The organism is Halopenitus salinus (genome assembly GCF_055397165.1).
On sequence record NZ_AP043853.1, the window covers coordinates 410232 to 428517 of the forward strand.

The 18286-nt window shown below is 69.4% G+C and carries 14 protein-coding genes; 7 read left to right on the plus strand and 7 right to left on the minus strand.

The features are described from left to right. Positions 1 to 139: 139 nt before the first annotated feature. A complete protein-coding gene (locus ACZ5YD_RS03835) occupies positions 140 to 880 on the plus strand; it encodes a proteasome assembly chaperone family protein (protein WP_379745546.1) in 741 nt (246 codons plus the stop codon). Positions 881 to 927: 47 nt separating this feature from the next. On the opposite strand, the gene ACZ5YD_RS03840 is transcribed toward ACZ5YD_RS03835, so the two are convergent. Beyond that, positions 928 to 2307 carry an isochorismate synthase gene (locus tag ACZ5YD_RS03840; RefSeq protein ID WP_379745543.1) on the minus strand — a complete coding sequence of 460 codons (1380 nt, stop codon included), beginning with the start codon at positions 2305 to 2307 and terminating at the stop codon, positions 928 to 930. A 32-nt stretch (positions 2308 to 2339) separates the two neighbouring features. Next, on the minus strand, positions 2340 to 2933 hold the full coding sequence (locus tag ACZ5YD_RS03845) for a sulfite oxidase-like oxidoreductase (RefSeq protein WP_379745540.1): 594 nt from the start codon (positions 2931 to 2933) through the stop codon (positions 2340 to 2342). Between the two features lie 178 nt (positions 2934 to 3111). Between ACZ5YD_RS03845 and ACZ5YD_RS03850 the strand changes: the two genes are divergently transcribed. From ACZ5YD_RS03850 to ACZ5YD_RS03870, 5 genes are all read left to right on the plus strand, one after another. After that, the gene (locus tag ACZ5YD_RS03850; RefSeq protein WP_379745537.1) at positions 3112 to 3327 is read left to right on the plus strand and encodes a DUF7120 family protein; all 216 of its coding nucleotides are present in this window, start codon (positions 3112 to 3114) and stop codon (positions 3325 to 3327) included. 134 nt (positions 3328 to 3461) lie between these two features. Beyond that, entirely contained in the window at positions 3462 to 3740 is a 279-nt protein-coding gene (locus ACZ5YD_RS03855; protein WP_379745534.1) for a UPF0058 family protein, read from the plus strand. An 89-nt stretch (positions 3741 to 3829) separates the two neighbouring features. Next, positions 3830 to 4531, plus strand: coding sequence for a hypothetical protein (locus ACZ5YD_RS03860; protein ID WP_379745531.1), 702 nt, complete (start codon positions 3830 to 3832; stop codon positions 4529 to 4531). Between the two features lie 81 nt (positions 4532 to 4612). Further along, positions 4613 to 6913, plus strand: a complete 2301-nt coding sequence (locus ACZ5YD_RS03865; protein WP_379745528.1) for an AAA family ATPase — start codon at positions 4613 to 4615, stop codon at positions 6911 to 6913. Positions 6914 to 7001: 88 nt separating this feature from the next. Next, the gene (locus ACZ5YD_RS03870; RefSeq protein ID WP_379745525.1) at positions 7002 to 7886 is read left to right on the plus strand and encodes a hypothetical protein; all 885 of its coding nucleotides are present in this window, start codon (positions 7002 to 7004) and stop codon (positions 7884 to 7886) included. Here ACZ5YD_RS03870 and ACZ5YD_RS03875 read toward each other — a convergent pair. The 4 genes from ACZ5YD_RS03875 to ACZ5YD_RS03890 all read right to left on the minus strand — a co-directional run bounded on the left by ACZ5YD_RS03875 (position 7883) and on the right by ACZ5YD_RS03890 (position 14986). Further along, positions 7883 to 10855, minus strand: a complete 2973-nt coding sequence (locus ACZ5YD_RS03875; RefSeq protein ID WP_379745625.1) for a DEAD/DEAH box helicase — start codon at positions 10853 to 10855, stop codon at positions 7883 to 7885. The genes ACZ5YD_RS03870 and ACZ5YD_RS03875 overlap by 4 nt on opposite strands. 200 nt (positions 10856 to 11055) lie before the next feature. Further along, positions 11056 to 11817, minus strand: coding sequence for a metallophosphoesterase (locus ACZ5YD_RS03880; protein WP_379745522.1), 762 nt, complete (start codon positions 11815 to 11817; stop codon positions 11056 to 11058). 8 nt (positions 11818 to 11825) lie between these two features. Continuing rightward, the gene (locus ACZ5YD_RS03885; RefSeq protein WP_379745519.1) at positions 11826 to 13661 is read right to left on the minus strand and encodes a hypothetical protein; all 1836 of its coding nucleotides are present in this window, start codon (positions 13659 to 13661) and stop codon (positions 11826 to 11828) included. Further along, on the minus strand, positions 13658 to 14986 hold the full coding sequence (locus ACZ5YD_RS03890; protein ID WP_379745516.1) for a Single-stranded DNA binding protein: 1329 nt from the start codon (positions 14984 to 14986) through the stop codon (positions 13658 to 13660). Before ACZ5YD_RS03890 ends, ACZ5YD_RS03885 begins: the two co-directional genes overlap by 4 nt. 138 nt (positions 14987 to 15124) lie before the next feature. Between ACZ5YD_RS03890 and ACZ5YD_RS03895 the strand changes: the two genes are divergently transcribed. Then, entirely contained in the window at positions 15125 to 15862 is a 738-nt protein-coding gene (locus ACZ5YD_RS03895) for a 2,5-diamino-6-(ribosylamino)-4(3H)-pyrimidinone 5'-phosphate reductase (RefSeq protein WP_379745513.1), read from the plus strand. On the opposite strand, the gene ACZ5YD_RS03900 is transcribed toward ACZ5YD_RS03895, so the two are convergent. Beyond that, positions 15847 to 18222, minus strand: coding sequence for an ATP-dependent DNA helicase (locus ACZ5YD_RS03900; protein WP_379745510.1), 2376 nt, complete (start codon positions 18220 to 18222; stop codon positions 15847 to 15849). The two genes, ACZ5YD_RS03895 and ACZ5YD_RS03900, sit on opposite strands and share 16 nt — an antisense overlap. Positions 18223 to 18286 lie beyond the last annotated feature (64 nt).

Here is an 18286-nt window from a genome sequence, read left to right on the forward strand (position 1 = left end):
ATTTCGACTCGGGTCGGCCGTCACCGTTGCGCGACACTGCGGCTGATCGTCGACGCGTCCAACGCCGCTCGTTCGCCGAGGCGGCCCGACGCGGGGTGACGCGGCCGCTTATAAGTAGTTCCGCTCGAAACGATCCGCCATGGCACGGATCAACGTTCTCGAAGACGACCTCGAGCTGGACGCCCCGTTCCTGATCGAGGGGTTGCCGGGTGTGGGCCTGGTGGGCAAGATCGCGTCGGACCACCTCGTCGAGACGTTCGAGATGGTCCACTACGCGAACGTCCACTGTGAGGGGATCCCCCCGGTGGTGACCTACATGGAGGGGAACTCCCAACTCACGACTCCCGTCCGCGTCTACGCCGACACGGACCGCGACCTGCTCGTGTTACAAAGCGACATCCCGATCGCTCCCCCTGCCGCCATCGAGTTCGCGGACTGCCTGTCCGGGTGGTTCGACGACCGCGGCGTCACGCCGGTGTACCTGTCCGGACGCCCGGCGGATAAGGGCGCCGAACCCCCGTCACTCTACGGGATCGCGGCCGGCGGGGGACGGGCCCACCTGGAACGGATCGGGCTCGATGCGCCCACGGAGATGGGACTCATCAGCGGACCGACGGGCGCACTCCTCTCGCACGCGGTCGAACACGACACGACGGCAGTCGGTCTCGTCGTGGAGTCGGACCCGCAGTTTCCGGATCCGGAAGGCGCCAGGGCCCTTCTCGCCAACGCGATCGGACCGCTCGCGGACGTCGACGTCCCGACCGACGACCTCGTCGATCGGGCCGACGAGATCCAGCGCGCGAAGGAGGAGCTCGCCCGCCGCATGCAGAACGTCGAGAACGAGAGCACCGAGGCGCGTCCGCTCCGGATGTACCAGTAGGATGACTCGATCCGCGGGCGTCCCCATTCGGGTGGACCGTCGCGGAGTCAGCCGGCCTCGAGCTCGTCGAGGATCGGCCGGTACTTGAGCTGGATCTCGTCCCACTCGGTCTCCGCGTCGGAGTCGGCGACGATCCCGACGCCGGCAAAGAGGGTGGCCCGATCGCCCTCGGCGACCGCGGAACGGATTCCGACGGCGAACGTTCCGTTTCCGGCGGCGTCGAACCAGCCGATCGGAGCCGCATACCACCCACGGTCGAACGGCTCCGTCTCCCGGATGGTCGACAGCGCCGCCGCCGGCGGGAGCCCGCCGACGGCCGGCGTGGGGTGGAGCGCCTCGACGAGAGAGAGGACGTGGGCGTTCCCCTCGAGTTCGGCCGTGATCGGCGTGTGGAGGTGCTGGACGGTCGCGAGGCGTTTCACCCGGCGGTCGCCGGCGGCGATCGACGCGGCCATCGGCGACAGCTGCTCGCGAATGGCCTCGACGACGAGGTCGTGTTCGTGGACGTTCTTCGCGTCGGCGGCCAGTTCGGCGGCGAGCCACTCGTCCTCCTCCGGCGTCTCGCCGCGCCCGGTGGTGCCCGCGAGCGCGTCGGTCTCGACGGTCCGTCCGCGAAGCGAGACGAGCCGCTCCGGAGTGGCTCCCAGAAACGCGGTTCCGTCGGAATCGGGGCTGCTGTCGACGTTGGTGTCGGAATCCGAGTCGGTCTCGATCAGAAACGGGTAACAGTTCGGGTGGGTCTCGCGGAGCCGCTCGAGCGTGGCGGCGAGGGGGATATCACGGCGGAGATCGGCCGAGAGGGCCTGTGCCAACACGACCTTGTCGAGTTCGCCCTCCCGGATGCGGTCCGTCGCGGACTCGACGCCGAGTCGCCACTCCTCCCGGCTCGTCGTCGGACGGAGCCCGGCGATTCCGGGACGGTCGGGCCGCCGATCGAGCTCACCCGACCGTCGGAGCCGGTCGAACGTCTCGACGGCCCGATCGAGGCGCTCCTCGACGTCCACAGCGGTCGCGTCCGGATCGAGAGCGTTGACGGTGAGCCACGTCCCGTTTTCGGCCTCCGTCACCTGCACCCGCGGGAGGACGAAACGGGCCTCCGGAAACGAACCCCAGGGGTCCCCGTCCGTCGCCGCCTCGTGGAACGCGAACCCGCCGAACAGCCGGGGACAGGCGGCCTCGGTCCCCGCGTGAACGTCGCCGGAGGAGAAGACGTCCGCCGCCGCCTCCCGGAGCGACGCGAACCGGTCGGGGCCGGAGGCGGTGAGCGTGGCCGCGCTGCCGCCGGCGACCACGGTCGCCTCGGTCGGGGCCCCCCAGACCGTTCGCGGGCGTGGAACGGCCTCGAAGGCCGCCCGGAACGCCGGCCGGTCGATCCGGCGGGTACGGCTCACGAGCCGCACGGCGTCGGCGGCGGGTGAGGGATCCATCGACACGTCCTCGGGGAGCGAGGGCCTTTACCCTAACTATACCGCTCCTCTCTCCAGGGGTTCGCCGTGCCCGAGTAGCCGCGTTTCTCCCAGTAACCCCGTTCCGGCTCCGTCAGAAACTCCACGCCGGTCACCCACTTCGCGCCCTTGTAGGCGTACTTGTGGGGGGTGACGACGCGGACCGGCCCGCCGTGGTCCGCGGGGAGGTCCTCGCCGTCGAGGCCGTAGGCGAAAAGCACCTCACCGCGCGAGCAGTCGGAACGCGGGAGGTCCGTCGTGTAGCCGTCGAGGGCGTGAAACAGCACGTGGACGGCGTCGTCGTCGACGCCGGCACGCTCCTCGATCTCGGGGAACGGAACGCCGGTGAACGCACAGTCGAACCGGCTCCAGCCGGTTACACAGTGGAAATCCTGCTGTTGGGTGGTCGCCGGCAGGTCCCGGAACTCCTCGAGGTCGTACTCCAGCCGGCGATCGACGGCGCCGAACACCTCGAAGCGCCACTCCTCCGGATCACACGACGGCGTCTCGCCCTTCGAGAGCACGGGGAACCGGTCGGTCCGCCGCTGTCCGGGCGGCAGACGATCGGAGCCGAACTCCCGATAGAGGTCCGTGACGTCTTCGACCATGACGGCCGTACGGGGTCGATTTACCTATGGTTACCGATGTCCCGATAGAACTTCCCGAAACGGAATCGTTCTTTGGATATCACGAATGAAACTTCCAACGATCGCCGATTCGTTTTTCCGGATACCGGGAGAACGACCGTAAGTTTATATATCCCCTGCCATAACGACCCGATAGAGAATGCCGAAAGTCGAAATAACGGTCCCGGAACACCTCGAGATGCAGATCGCCCAGATGGTCGAGCAGGGCGAGTTCCTCAACCGCGAGGAGGCGATAGAGGAACTCCTCTCGACCGGGATGAAGGCGTACAAGACGAGCGGACCGACCGACGAGGAGGAGGGCCCCGGGTTCGAGGACGAGGGGATGATGGGCCACGAGGACGAGTACGTCTTTTGATCACGGCGACGTCGACGCCGGCCCGTTTCGATCCGAGAGACGCGGATCGACGGTGACGTTCGAAACGTGGTATCGTCCCGTCTATGGCACGGATCGCCAAAAACGCTTAAACCGACATCGGTCCTACCACGATTATGCACAAAGACGAGCTTCTGGAGCTTCACGAGCAGATGGTCACGATCATGGAACACTTTCGCGAGCGCGAGGACGTCGACTCGGAGCTGTTCGACCCCTACGAGCAGCTCGACATCGATCCCTCACACGTCCACAAATCGAAGAGCGAGCACAAACACGCCGTCTTCGTGCTCGGCAACGCGCTCGCCGCGGCGATGAGCGAGGACGAGTTCTCGGCGGCCGGCCGCGTCGGCAAGCGAATGGAGGAGCTCGCCGACGACGCCGAAGGGAAGATGTGATCCCGAGGGGAAGCTGTGATCCCCTCGTGACGCAAGCGTCCGTTTGAGCCTCCGAAACGCAGTTTCCCGTCGGGGCCCTCCGTAGGTACATGAACCGGAGACGGGCCCTGGTCGCGATCGGTAGCTCGTTAGCCGCGGCACCGGTCGCCGCGGCTGGTTGTCTCGCGCCCAGTGCGGGATCCCCACCGGAGAACGGCGACGGGAACGGGAACGGGAACGGCGACGGAGATGGGAACGATGGCGGGAACAGGAACGAGGAGATCTTCGATGACATCGAGTGTCCGTCCTTCGCCGAGAACGCCGACCGGACGGTCTGTTGGCACACGAGCGATCGGGACGCCGAGCCGATCCGGCTCGTGCCCTCGCCGGCGGTCCTCGATCTCGATTCCGGCGACGGACCGGCGTCGATAGAGTTCGTGTTGTCCAACCGCTCCGAGACGCCGGTCGGGTTGAACCCCTACGCGTGGGCGATCAAGAGACGGACCGAGGAGGGGTACGAGCACGTGGCGCCGGACGCGCACGTGGAACCGTGGACGACGATCGAGCCCGGCTCGAGCTACGCGTGGGAGCTGTGGCCCGGGAACCGGACGCCCTCAGAGGATGGAGACCAGACGCCCGCCGGAAGTGAAGACCGGACGCCGCCGGAGGACGGGGGCGGCGAGGATCGACCGATGCCGATCGCCCACGCGCTCGACCCCGGAACGTACGTCTTCGGGATCGTCGGCACCGTCGGATCGGAATCCGAAGACTCGACCCGGGTCGAGTACGTGGCTCCGTTCCGGATCGAGTGACGGTCGGCCACCCGGGGACGCATCGCCCGACGGTGCCGCCACCGGGCAAGCCTCAAGACCGGCCGCGTGGAACGGACCCGCATGAACGATCTCGCGGACGTCGATCTCACGGTTCGGGCGGCCGCAAAGCGCGACGCCGGCCGGGGGATCGCCCGGCTCCCCGAGGACGCGAGGCGCGAACTCGGGATCTTGAGCGGCGATACGGTCCGCATCGAGGGAGCGGGATCGACCGTGGCGAAGGTGTGGCCGGGCGGTCCCGACGCCAAGCCGGGATCCGTCCGGATCGACGCCGACACTCGGGCGAACGCCGGCGTCAAGGTCGGCGACACGGTCACCGTCGCACCGGTGGACGTCGAGGACGCCCGGTCCGTGACCCTTCAGGTACCCGCAAAGCGTGGGGAGCTCGACGTCGATGACGCCTCCCTCGAGCGGACGTTGGCTCGCGCGCTCCGTGATCGCCCGCTCACGGCCGGGGAGGCGGTCCACGTCGAGCGCCTCGGCGGACTCCGGTTCGAGGTGGAGGCCACGGACCCCGAGGGAACGGTTCGAGTGGGGGAGAGGACGGACCTCTCGGTACGGTACCGAAACACGGGGACGACACACACAGGGACGACACACACAGGGACGACAAACGTAGGGGCGGCCCACGGCACGGACGGGAGTGCGGGCGACGGGACGGTCGACGAGACGAGCGACGAAACGGGCGGCGGCTCCCCGAACCGATCGGAATCGTCGGGCGACGGGAGCACGACCGTCCGGACCGACGATCGCCCGGCCGGAAGCGAGAGCGGTCGCGGCGCGACCTACGAGGACATCGGCGGCCTCGACGAGGAGCTGGACCTCGTTCGTGAGCTGGTCGAGTTGCCCCTCTCCGAGCCGGAGACATTCGGACGCCTGGGAGTCGACCCGCCGAAGGGCGTCCTGCTTTTCGGCCCCCCGGGGACCGGCAAGACGCTCATCGCCCGGGCGGTGGCCAACGAGGTCGACGCGGAGTTCATCACGATCGACGGGCCGGAGATCACCTCGAAGTACAAAGGCGAGAGCGAAAAGCGGCTCCGGGAGGTCTTCGAGCACGCCAGCGAGTCGGCGCCGGCCATCGTCTTCTTCGACGAGATCGACTCGATCGCGGGAAAACGCGATGACGGCGGCGACCTCGAGAACCGCGTCGTCGGCCAGCTCCTCTCGCTCATGGACGGCCTCGACGCCCGCGGCGAGGTGATCGTCATCGGCGCGACGAACCGCGTGGACGTCCTCGATCCGGCCTTGCGTCGCGGCGGGCGCTTCGATCGGGAGATCGAGATCGGCGTCCCGGGCGAGGCGGGGCGCCGACAGATCCTCGAGGTCCACACGCGGAACATGCCGCTCGCCGACGACGTCGACCTCGATCGCATCGCCGGTCGCACCCACGGGTTCGTCGGCGCGGACCTCGAGAGTCTGGCACAGGAGGCGGCGATGACATCGCTGCGTCGCGCTCGCGAGACGGACGAGTACCTCGAGGGCATCGAGGTGACCCGGTCGGACTTCGACCGGGCGCTCGCCGGGGTCGAGCCGAGCGCGATGCGCGAGTACGTCGCGGAGACCCCCGAGACGACCTTCGCGGACGTCGGCGGGCTCGAGGAGGCCAAACGGCGGCTCGAGCGCGCCGTCACCTGGCCGCTTTCCCACGCGCCGCTCTTCGAGGCGGCGAACACCGACCCGCCGACGGGGCTCCTGCTTTTCGGTCCGCCGGGGACCGGCAAGACGCTCCTCGCGCGAGCGATCGCGGGGGAAAGCGGCGTCAACTTCATCCAGGTCGCCGGCCCGGAGCTTCTGGACCGCTACGTCGGCGAGTCCGAAAAGGCCGTCCGCGAGGTCTTTGAGCGCGCGAGGCAGGCCGCGCCAGCGATCGTCTTCCTCGACGAGATCGACGCCGTGGCGACCGCTCGGGACGGCGGATCCGGCGGGGGCGGCTCCGCGGTGGGCGAGCGGGTCGTCTCACAGCTCCTCACCGAGCTCGATCGCGCCGCCGGGAACCCGAACCTCGCCGTGATCGCGGCGACGAACCGCAAGGACGCCCTCGATCCGGCGCTGCTTCGCCCCGGCCGGATCGAGACCCACCTCGAGGTTCCCCTCCCGGATCGGGACGCCCGCGAGACCATCCTGCGAGTTCACGCGCGGGGCCAACCCCGGAGCGAGGACGTCGATCTCGACGCCATCGCGGAGGCGACGGAGGGGTTCTCCGGGGCCGAACTCGCCGCGGTCTGCCGCGAGGCCGCGCTCGCAGCGATCGAGGACGTCGCCCGGGAACACGGCGACGAGGCCGCCGAGCACCCGGAGGCGCTCGAGGTGACCGCCGCCCACTACGAGGCGGCCGTGAAGTCCGTCTCCGGGTCGCGCTCGTAGCGGTCCCCCTCCTCGAGGTCCGTTCTCGATCTGTGCCCATATCGACGACGAAGGAGCGCTTTTGCCCCTCGAGCGTCGATCGGCGTCCGTGAGCGAGGATCCGTCGCTTCGGGAGGTCGCCGCGGAGATCCGGACCGCAGTCGGCCAAGCCGTTCGGTCGATCTCCGCGATCGAGTTCGCCATCGTCTATCTCGCCGTTCCCGGGATTTTGACGGGGCTATATCTCCTTCCCGGAACCGACGCGTGGTCGCTGTCGCTCGGGGCCGAGAGCCTCCTGTCGAACCGCTGGACGCTTTGGACCGCGTTCGCGTCGAGTTACGTCCACACGCATCCGGGACACCTGCTCAACAACGTCGCCGCCTACCTCATGGTGATGGGCGTCGCCTACCCGCTTTCGATGCTTGCCGGCTGGCGGCGTCGACTCCCGTCGATCGCCGTGTGCTGTCTGTTCGTCGTTCCGTTCGCCTCGGCGTGGACCTCGCTCGTGACCCTCGGTGCGATCACGGACGTCCCGTCATCGGGATTTTCGGACGTGAACGCGGGATTCCTCGGCTACCTCCTCGTCGTCTGGTTCGCCGCCGCCGAACGCCTCACCGCGGGAGCCGTCGATCGGCGGCTCGCGTTCGTCGCGGCGCCGGCCTCCGTCGGCGCCGTCCTCGCCGCGCCCGAGACCGTCGCGTACTTCCCGCCGCTTCGCGGCGTCGCCGCGGCGTGTCTCGCGTTCGCGGCCGTCATCGCGGTGGTGCTGGTTCGTGCGGGCGCGGTTCCACGGCGGGTCGCTCTCGATCCGGTCCCGGAGTTCGTCCTCGTCGTCGGAGCGAGCGTCCTCCTCGCCGGACTGCTCGGATCGATGGTCATCGTTCCGATGGGATCGAACGCGTGGGCACACCTCGCGGGATACGTGGTCGGGCTCGCCGTCTCGCTGGCGTTGGTCGGACTGTCCGGGTCGTGCTCCGACCCGGTCTCGCCCTAGTCCCAAAACGACTGCGTGCGAGCGTATCGCCGCTCCTGTTCGAGCAGGTCGCGGTAGAAGTTGTCCTCGTCCTCGCGGAGCTTCGAGATGATCCGGGCGGCGTTGTCGGGGCCGACCCCCCGCGCGGCCATCGCGATCACGGCCCGCTTACCGTGGGCCTGCACGAGGCTCGCGGACCGGTAGGCCCGCTCCGTGAGTCGCTCCTGTTCGTCGTCCTTCCCGTCCGCTCGAACCGCCTTCACCGCCTCGTCGTTCCAGGGATTCAACGCCGCGATCCGCGTCGATCCGCACTCCGGACAGGTCGGCTGCTCGCCGACGCGTCGGACCATGGTCCGGCGGGTCCAGTCGTGACAGTGCAGACAACACAGGAGGACGCAGTCATCCGCTATCCGCTCGCGGATGGTCTCGATGACGCTCGCGTCCGCGTTCTCGGGCACGAGGAACTCCCGGCCCGAGGAGTCGCCCGCGGTCCCGATCGGAGTCCGATCGCGGGCGGCGACGAGGGCAACGGTCCCGTCCTGAATCCGCTCGAGGAGGGCGGCCGTCTCCGGGACCGCCAGATCCGTGTGGAACACCTCACGGAGCGCCTCCTCGTGGACGGGCGTTCCCTCCAGGGCCGCCATGAGCCTGTCGCCGCCGAACCGTCCCTTCCCCTCGCGATAGCGCTTGAGGGTCCCGAACTTCGCGGCCACGTGCGCGAGGGTGAACGCCAGGGTGTCGGCCTTCTTCAACGCCAGCTCGAGGTACGCCTCGAGGTGGTCCGGGTCGGTCGACTCGAGGATCTCGATGACCGTTCCCGGATCGACCGACCGGGGGACCTCCAGTTCGATCCGGTAGGGATCGACATCCATGCCGACCGACGATCCCGTTCGCTGGCCGACGAGCGCGGCGAGCAGCCTGGCGAGCGTCTCGTTCACCCGGTGACCGAACGCGGCGTTGACGACGATGGACCGGCCCGCACCCTCCACGACGATCCGCTCGTCGGTCGGGACGGGATGGGCCGTCTCGGCGTGATCGACGATCGGCTCGATGGCGGCTTCGATCGTCGACGGGTCGGCCGGATATCGTTCCGCGAGTCCGCGGGCGGTCGCCGAGAGCGGAGCGTCCTCCGCGATCCGCGCCGCGACCTCGCCGCGCAGGCGACCGACCTCGTTAGCGACCGGCCGCGGAACCGGAATCTCCGATCCGACCCAGGCCGGGACCTCGCCGCCCGGGTCCTCGACCGGCGAGACGTTCACGCGCTCGTCCTCCTCGTCGACGTCGACGATCCGCCACATCTCGCCGCGTTGGACGAACGTCTCGCCGGGACCCGAGAAATCGAGCACGAAGCGCTCGTCGAGCGTCCCGATCCGCGTCCGCGAGGAGAGGTCGTGGACCTCGAAGGTCGCCTCGTCGGGGATCATCGAGAGGTTCGCGTAGAAGTACTGCCAGGTGCCGCCCGACCGCTCGATCGAGTCGGCCTCCTCGTCGAGCCAGACCACGCGGTTGCCGTCCAGCTCGCGGACGACCTCGCGGAACGTGTCCTCGTCCAGCTCCCGGAACGGGTGGGCACGCGTGAGGATCCGGTAGGCCCTGCGCGCGTGCAGCTCCCCGAAGTCCATGGTCAACCCGACGATCTGGTTGGCCGCCGTATCGAGGCTCCCGTGGTGGACGTTCGCGGGCTCGACCAGCCCCGCCTCCCCGCGTCGAGCGATCGCCATCGCCTCCAGGGTGTCGTCGAGATCGCTCGCGATCACGGTGGCACGCGAGACCAGATCGCTCCGGTGGCCGGCGCGTCCGACGCGCTGGAGCAGCCGGGCGACCTCGCGGGGGCTTCCGTACTGGACGACGTGGTCGACGCGCCCGACGTCGATCCCGAGCTCCATCGAGGAGGTGCAGATCAGCGCGTCGATCTCGCCCGCCTTGAACCGGTCCTCGACGTCCACCCGGACGTCGCTGGAGAGCGAGCCGTGGTGGACCTCGACGTCGACGCTCGGGATCGCGTCGCCGGATTCGCTCTCCTCGCCCTCCGTCCCGGTCTTCTCGCCCTCCGTTCCGGTCCCCTCGCCTTCCGCCCCGGTCTCCTCCCCACCGTCGGACGAGAGCGCCTTGAACCGCGATCCGAGCGCCTCCGCGGTCTGTCGGGTGTTGACGAACACGAGCGTCGATCGGTTCTCGGCGGCGATCTCGCGGATCGCCCGCACGTGGCTCGCGATCTCCTCCGTGGTCGCGAGCCGCCCCGCGAGCCGGGCGTCCACCTCGGTTATCTCGGGACGGTGAACGGTGACGTCGATGCGCGTCCCGACATCGACCTCGACCACGTCGAACGATCGGTCGTTCGGCACCGAGGGATCCGGTTCTCCGTGTCCGACGAGGAAGCGGCCGACCTCCCCGGGCGACCCGACCGTCGCGGACAGCCCGACCCGCTGGGAGGGACCGGCGAGCTCCCGAAGCCGCTCGAGGCCGACCGTGAGCTGTGCGCCGCGCTTCGCGGAGGCGATCTCGTGGACCTCGTCGACGACCACGTGCGCGACCGAAGCGAGGGCCGTTCGCATCTTCGATCCCGTCAGGATGGCCTGGAGGCTCTCGGGGGTGGTGATGAGGACGTCCGGCGGGTCGTCGGCCTGTTTCGATCGCTCGTACCGGGTCGTATCCCCGTGTCGGACGGCGATCTCGAGGTCGAGCCTGTCGCCCCACCACTCCAGGCGGTCCATCATGTCGCGGTTGAGCGCCCGAAGCGGGGTGATGTAGAGCGCCGAGATCCCGGACCGAGGAGGGTCGTCCGGGTCGTCGCGTGCGCGAACGAGGTGGTCGAAGACGGGGAGCATCGCCGTCTCGGTCTTTCCCGTCCCCGTCGGCGCGAGCACCAGCGCGTTTCGTCCCTCGGCGAGCGGGGGAATCGCCTTGCGCTGTGGCTCCGTCGGGCGCGTGAATCCCCGCTCCGAGAGGGCCTCCCGAACCGTCGATCCGAGGTGCGTGAACGCGTCCATCCCGGCGTCGGTCTCGCCGGCACGTTCGGCGTCCGTCCCGCCGGCATGCTCGGCGTCTACCTTGCCGACATGCTCGGCGTCCGCCTCCGTGGTACGCTCGCCACGCTCGGGATCCTCCTCTGCGTTCGCGGAGCTACCCTCCGGCATCGATATCGATCGCGTTTGGGGATCGACGCGATTAAACGCGTCGCACCGGGGGGTCACACGGCTCGATACGGCCCCAGCCGCGTCCCGTCGAGGAGGTACGCCTCGCCGTCCCCGATGGCCGCCGGGAGGAACGGCGAGAGGAACGACTCCTCCTCGACGTTGATCCACGTCCCCCCCGAGCGATCGTTGAACGCCGGAAAGACGACGAGGTCCGGGTCGGCCCACCGCGCGTCAATCGCCTCGCCCAGCTCCGCGCGAAACGGCTCCGCGCGCAGGGATCCCCGGAGCCAGGCGCGTTCGCTTCGCCCGCCTCCGACCGAATCGACCAGCCGGATCCGGGGGTGTTCGTGTCCCACACAGACCACCTCGGCCGAGAGCACCGACGGGTCGGGCCAGGTGTGCCCGTGAACGATCCCGACCGGACCGATCCGCCCTCCGGCGGGCGGGAGGACCTCCAATCGGTCCCCGAACGCCTCCGCGACGCCGCCGTCGTGGTTGCCGGCCGCGAGCGTCACCGTCACGCGGTCGGCAACGGCGTCGAGAAGCGCGTCGATCTCCGTCCGTTCCGTTCCCTCGGGTGCCGAGATGCGATGGGCGAGATCGCCGAGGACGACGAGCCGGTCCGCGTCCGTGCGATCGAGCAGGTCGAGCAGGCGCTCTCGGCGTCTCGCGGCCGCGCTCTCCAGTTCGACGCCGCGTTCGTACCGGAGTCCGGCCTCGATGCCGGCGTGGTAATCGGCGATAGCCAGCGCGCGCTCGTCGGGGAGATCGAGGACCGCGGCCGGCGCGTTCGAGACGGGATCGACGAGGGACATTCGGCCGCTCAGATCGCCTTCAGCCGGTCCTCGGTCGGCTCGTAGCACTTGCCGCTCATGAGCGCGTCGTCGATCGCCTCCTCGACGGCGTCCGGGTCACCTCCGACCCGGTCGACGACCGCCGCGATCACGGCGTCGCGGTCCGCGCCGTCGCCCTCGTCGAGGTCGTCCATCGCGTCGATCGCCGCCTCGGTGAGGTTGACGTCCTCTCCGCCTTCCGTCTCGGCTTCACCCTCGCTCCCCGCTTCGCTCTCCGACTCGGTGTCGCCCCCGGGCTCGTCATCCGCTTGCGCCCGCGTATCCGTCTCCGGCGTTTCGGACGCGGCGGATTCGTCCCCCTCGGACGGACTCGCGTCGACGTCGATGTCGTCGGTCGGTCCCGTCCCGTCGGCGCCGGGATTCCGGACGTCCTCGTCGGCGAGTTCGTCCGCGTCCGGCACGTCGATGTCCGCCTCGCCGGGGTCGTCGACCTCGGTCCCCGTCGAGAAGTCCGTTCCGTACTCCTCGAGGACCTCGGAGCGCTCCTCCTCGTCCATCTCGTACATCTCGTCGGTGTTCGACGATCCGCCGGCGGGAGACGGGTCCATTGAGTCGGCGGATTCGTTCGATGGATCCGTCGAACTCGAACCGGTCGTTGAGTCCGAATCGGTCGTCGAACCCGAATCACCCGTCTCGGAGGGGTCGGCGAAGTCGCCGAGTCCGCCGGTTTGCCCGTCGGCGCTCGCGTCCCCTCCGGCGGCTCCGTCGCCGACATCCTCGGAAGAGTCGTCGTCCACATCCCCGAGTTCGTCCCGTGGCTCCGGTTCCTCGATCGACGTGCTCGAGCCGGATGGCGCCTCCACGCCGGAATCGGACGCCGAGTCGTGTTCGGGTTCGTCGGCCGCGCCCGGTTCGTCCACGTCGCCCGATCCGACCGCGTCCGCGTCGACGTCCGTATCCGTTTGCGCGTCTGTGTCCCCGTCCGTGTCCGCGCTCCGGATCGTGGCGTCCCCTCCCGACGATTCGACGGAGCCGTCCCCAGTCGAAGCGGGCTTCTCGCCGTCTGTCGGCGAGTCGTCGGTCGGCGAATCGTCGATCGCCGAGTCGCCAACCGAACTCGGCTTCGCGATCGTCACGTCCGTCTCCGGGAGCGGGCCGATCTCGGCGGGGGCGTCCTCGCCGGGCTCGATCTCCGGCGCTCGGACGTCGTCACGTTCGCCGGCGACGAGCTCGAGCGCATCGACGGCCATCCGGCGGGTCGCCTCGAGGTACGCCGCGGACGTCCCGTAGTGGTCGATCGCGCGAGGGATGCCCTCCGCGAGCGCCTCGGCCGCGCCGCCCGCCTCGAGCGCGGAGCGAAGCTCCTCGCCCCGGAGATCCGACTGCAGGGCCGCGGCGAAGACCGCGAGCCGCGAGAGGGTCGTCTCCGCGGCCCGAACGACCCACCGATCGCGGGTGTCCGAATCGACCGCGTTGAGGCTCTCCGGACGGACCGAGGTGAACACGCGATCGGAGTCCTCCGGCTCGAAGGTCCGCGCCTTGCCGGTCAACGCGACGAACGCCGGCGGCTCCGCGCGCTCGAGGAACGCCTGCTCGTCCGGCTGGTACTGGCCGGCGTAGGTGACGAACGCGCCGGTCGGGTCGACCACCCGACCGCGACGCGTCTCCTCGTTGACGCGTTCGACCTCGGTCAACACGCCGACCGCGAACAGCCGATTGACACGCGCGCCGAGCGGCGTGAGGACGTAGTTCGGCGCCCGTTCCTCGTCGCTCTGTGAGTACGAAACCGTCGCGTCGTCGAACTCGGCGGCGAAGACGCGGAAGGCGACCTCGCGAGTTCCCGCGGTCCCCGGGGACTCGCTCATCGCTCACCACCCCGACTTGCGGCGTCGGCCCCGCCGTCCGTCGCGGCTGCGGGCTCGCGAAGATCGGAGAGCACGTCGCTCGCGACCGCGGCCGGATCCTCCGTCGCGGGCTCGAACGCCGAGGCGTCGAGGTTCGCGCCGTAGTCGTCGACCGACAGACTGCCGCGCACGCGGAAGGAACGACCGACGAGTTCCTCGGCGATCGCCTCCGCGACGACCTCCCGGTCCATCGCGTCGCGGGCCGCCTCGCGGGCTGCCTCGATGCCGCCGCCGTAGATCTCGGCGGTGAGCTCCCGGTCCAGGATCGCGGTCACCGTCGCGGTGCCGTCGTCGAGGATGGCCTTCGTCCGGAGGTCGTCCTCGCCGTCGACCTCGCCGTGACTGCGACACTGGCCGCTCTGGAGCACGCGACCGCACTCCGGACATCGCTCGATGAATCCCGATCCGTCCCTGACGTCGAGAACGGTCCCCACCAGCTCGACGTCGAACATGCCGCCGGCATCGACTGCCTCGGCGATCGACAGCCGCGGCGCGTCGTCGTTCACCGCGACCGGGTCCGAAAGCGGCTGGACGGCGGAGAACTCGGTGAGGTTGATCGACGGGACGCCCCGGAACTCGCGGACGTACACGTCCTCGATCCGGAGGTCGGCACCCTCCTCGATTTCGGACCGCGGCTGCCAGTCCGTAAAGGGGAGCCGCGCGGTCGAATCGCCCACGACGCCCTCGAGGATCGGCGTCTCGCCGTCGCGGCCGGAGATCGTCTTCGAGTCGACCTCGAGTACGCGGACCTCGATGTTTCGACCCCGATCGCCCGGTTCGAGGTCGATCAGCGAGCGGTCGCCGCCGATCGGCTCGTCCGTCTCGACCGGCTCGTCGGCCATGGCGACGGTCGTCGAGTCGCCGAGGTTCAGCTCGGGCGCGTCCTCCCACTCGCGGACGCCGGCGTTGCCGATCGTCACCGAGTCGCCCGGCTCGAAGCCGAAGTCGCGCCAGGCGGTATAGGAGATGGTCCCGGTCGGATCGGCGAGTTCACCCTCGCGGATCGTGATGTCGTCGCCCTGATACCGGATCGTTCGTGTCCCGACCGAAAGCACCCGTGCGGTGACCGTGACGTTGCCGTGGTCGGTCGTTATCTCGTCCAGATCGACGGACTCCGGCGTCGGCGAGGACCCGCCACCGCCGCCGTCGTGTTTGCGTCGGACGCTCTGTTTGGCCTCGTCGATCGGCACGCTGTACTCGAGTAGGTTCTCGAGATCCGCTTTGACCTCCGTTTTGTCGACGCCGAGAGCGGAGGCGAGCTCCTCGGCATGCTTGTCTACGTCCATCGGGGCGGGATTCGGCGCCACCGCACAAAAGGGTTGCTCGCAGCACACCGGAGATTTCGTACAGCACACGGAGAAGATCGAGGGGCTGCCACCGGAGACGACCGTAACGCCCATGATTCCGCGGGCTGACGCCGGCGTATGCACGTCGTCGTCAACGCCGCCCAGAGCGTCGACGGGAAGCTCGCGACGCGTCGACGCGAGCAGCTCCGTATCTCCGGTCCCGAGGACTTCGACCGCGTCGACAGGGTTCGGGCGGCGGCGGACGCCGTTCTCGTCGGCGTCGGAACGGTGCTCGCCGACGATCCACACCTCACGCTCGAGGAGGAGGACCGTCGCGTCCAGCGGCTGCGAAACGGACGTCCCGGAAATCCCGCCCGCGTCGTGGTCGACTCCGCGGGCCGAACCCCGACCGACGCCCGGATCCTCGACGACGAGGCGACGACCTATCTGCTGGTCGGCGGAGCCACCCCCGACGATCGACGCAAGCGGTTGGAGTCGTCCGGCGCCGAGGTGATCGTCGCGGGGACCGACCCCCGATCGGACGAGGACGCCCACGCGAAGTCGTCGACGGAGGACGCTCGGGAGACCGGACGCTCCGGATCGGAGCGAGTCGATCTGGTCGCCGGCCTCGACGCCCTCGGGGAGCGGGGCGTCGACCGGCTGATGGTCGAGGGCGGCGGCGAGGTGATCTTTTCGCTGTTCGAGGCCGGCCTCGTCGACGAGCTGTCGGTCTACGTCGGATCGCTCGTGATCGGCGGACGGGAGGCGCCGACGCTGGCGGACGGCGAGGGGTTCATCGACGACTTCCCGACGCTCGATCTGGTCGAGACGGAACGGATCGACGACGGGGTCGTCCTCTCCTACGAGGTGGGTTGATCGTCCCCTTTGGACGTCCCACGATCGCCCCGCTCGAACCGATCGAGAGCGAACTCGAGCATGTCGGTGCTCACGGGCTGGAACTCCTCGCGTTCGTGTTCCGGCAGGTACTCCCTGACGCCGTCCCAGGTGTCGCGAGCGTACCGCGCATCGAGCAGCACTCGGACGCCGCGCTCGTCCGAACCACGGATGACTCGACCGATCGCCTGTCTGGCCTTTCGAACGGCCGGAACGGTGAGTGCGGTCTCGAACCCGTCGCCGAACCGCTCGTCGTAGGCCGCGACGACCGCTCGCGTCCGCGGCCGGGCGGTGTTGATGATCGGAACGCCACAGACCACCGCCGCGTGGAGCCGGTCGCCGCGGTAGTCGACGCCCTCAGTGAGCGTGCCGCGCAGGCTCGTGACGAGTACCTTCCCGTCGCCGGCGAAGAAGTCGTCCTTGAGCGACTCGGTGACGCGATCGCCGGACGACTCGTCGAGCAGGACCGGCTTATCCAGGCGTTCCGATAGCTCGCCGGCCATCCACCGCGCCTCGGCGTAGTTCGGCATGCCGACGAGGACGTTCCCCGGTCGAGCGGCGACCTCGATCGACGCATCGAGGTGGGCGAGCCGGGTCTCCGTCTCCTCGCCGGGCTGGCCGCGGTTGTCGTGGGTGAACTTCGGCGCGTCGACCGCGAGGCTCTCGCGGTTCTCCGGCGGGAAGGTCAGTCCGTGCGTGCGCTCGAGGACGGGACGGCCGGACTCGGCGAGGTGTTCGAGTCCGGTCACCTCCCGAAAGACGTCCATCGGCTCGAGGGTCGCACTCATCAACACGCCGCCGCCGAACTCGTCGAGCCGATCGCCGATCGCTCGACTCGGCAGGCAGTTGAACAGCGCGTACCGCGCGTTGTACGCGCGCCGCCAGCTGTCTGGAGGCTCGGTCTCGTCCCAGGTCCGCTCGAGATCTATCGCCCGAAAGAACGTCTCGTGGTCCTCCCGGTACCACGCGGAGACGGTGCGTCCGACCCCCGGCGCGGCCCGCTGTTGGTCCTCGCCCTCCAGCTCCTGGAGGATGCGCTCCGCGACCGCCCCGACCGCCGGAGCGCGGGACCACACGCGGTCGCCGTATCCCTCCTCGCTCGCCCATTCGGAGATCTCGTCGACGCCCGGCGACTCGGGATCGCGAAGCGGGATCTCCGCGTCCTCGAGCCGGTTCGGATCCGCTCTCCAGTCCGGACGCTCCCGGTCGAGGTGGGCCGTCACGCGGCGGTCGAGCTCCCCGCGCAGATCCTCGTAGAACTCCCGAACTCGCTCGACCTCCTCGATCGAGACGTCGCTGTCGGCGAGTTCCGCGCGAACGACCTCGGCGTCGTCGTTGTGCCTCCCCTCCTCGTCGAACCGGACGGGCTGGACGACGCGGGTGAGCTCGTTGGTCGCGTCCCGGAGGCTTCGATCGGCGACGGCGTCGCTCACCAGATCCCGAACCCGCGGCTCGAGCATGTGCGCCTCGTCACAGACGACGAACGTCGACTCCTCGAGCAGGGCGCCGGTGAACGTCCCCGTCGTCGTGGGATCGAAGGCGTGGTAGTAGTTGCCGATGACGACCTCGACCGCGGGAACGAGCGCGCCCATGACGGAGTGGGGACACGACCCCGCGCCGGCGGCGAGTCGGACCAGTTCCCCGGGGTCGACGTGACCGCGCGACGTCAGATCGAAGGGCACCGCCTCGACCGGGTCGCCGTCCTCCGGGAGGTCCTCGAGGAACCCGGCGTAGAACGGGCAGAATTCGGTCCCCTCGTGTTCCTCCGTGTCGGGTCGATACGGGGTCGCCTCGCCGTCCACCTCGAGGAAATCCGTTCCGGCACCGCCGGAGCTCGCGCCGGAATCGGCCAGCCCCACCTGCTGGCTTCGGGCCTCCGAGGCCAACGCGCCGGCCGTGGTCGTTCCGCCGTCGCCGACGAGGTTCCGCGTTCGTTCACGTAGCCCCTCACACCGGTCGTAGACGTTCTCGCGGTCGATCCCGCCGCGGTTTTCGCGGGCGTACGGACAGACGTCGGCCTTCCCGACGAGCGTCAGTCCCGAGACCGGTCGGTAGTCGTCGGGCAGGTTCGCGTTGATCGTCTCGAGGTCGTCCTCGAACTGTCGCAACTGTTGTTTGACGCTCGTGAGGACGAACACGCGCTCGAACGGGGAGTCCGGATCCCGAACCCGGTCGATCCCCGCCGTCAACGCGAGCATCGTCTTGCCCGTGCCGCAGGCGCCCTCCAACGCGAGAAACCCGCCGTCCCGTGCCGCCTCGATCGCGGCGTCGATCCCCTCCGCCTGTTCGGGGTAGGGCGTCTCGTGGCCGAAGACGTCCGACCAGGGTGCGTCGGTGCTCACTGGGAGAGGCTTGTTCGGTTTCCGGTTTAAACCCTCGCGGAACGGGACGGCGATCGATGGCACG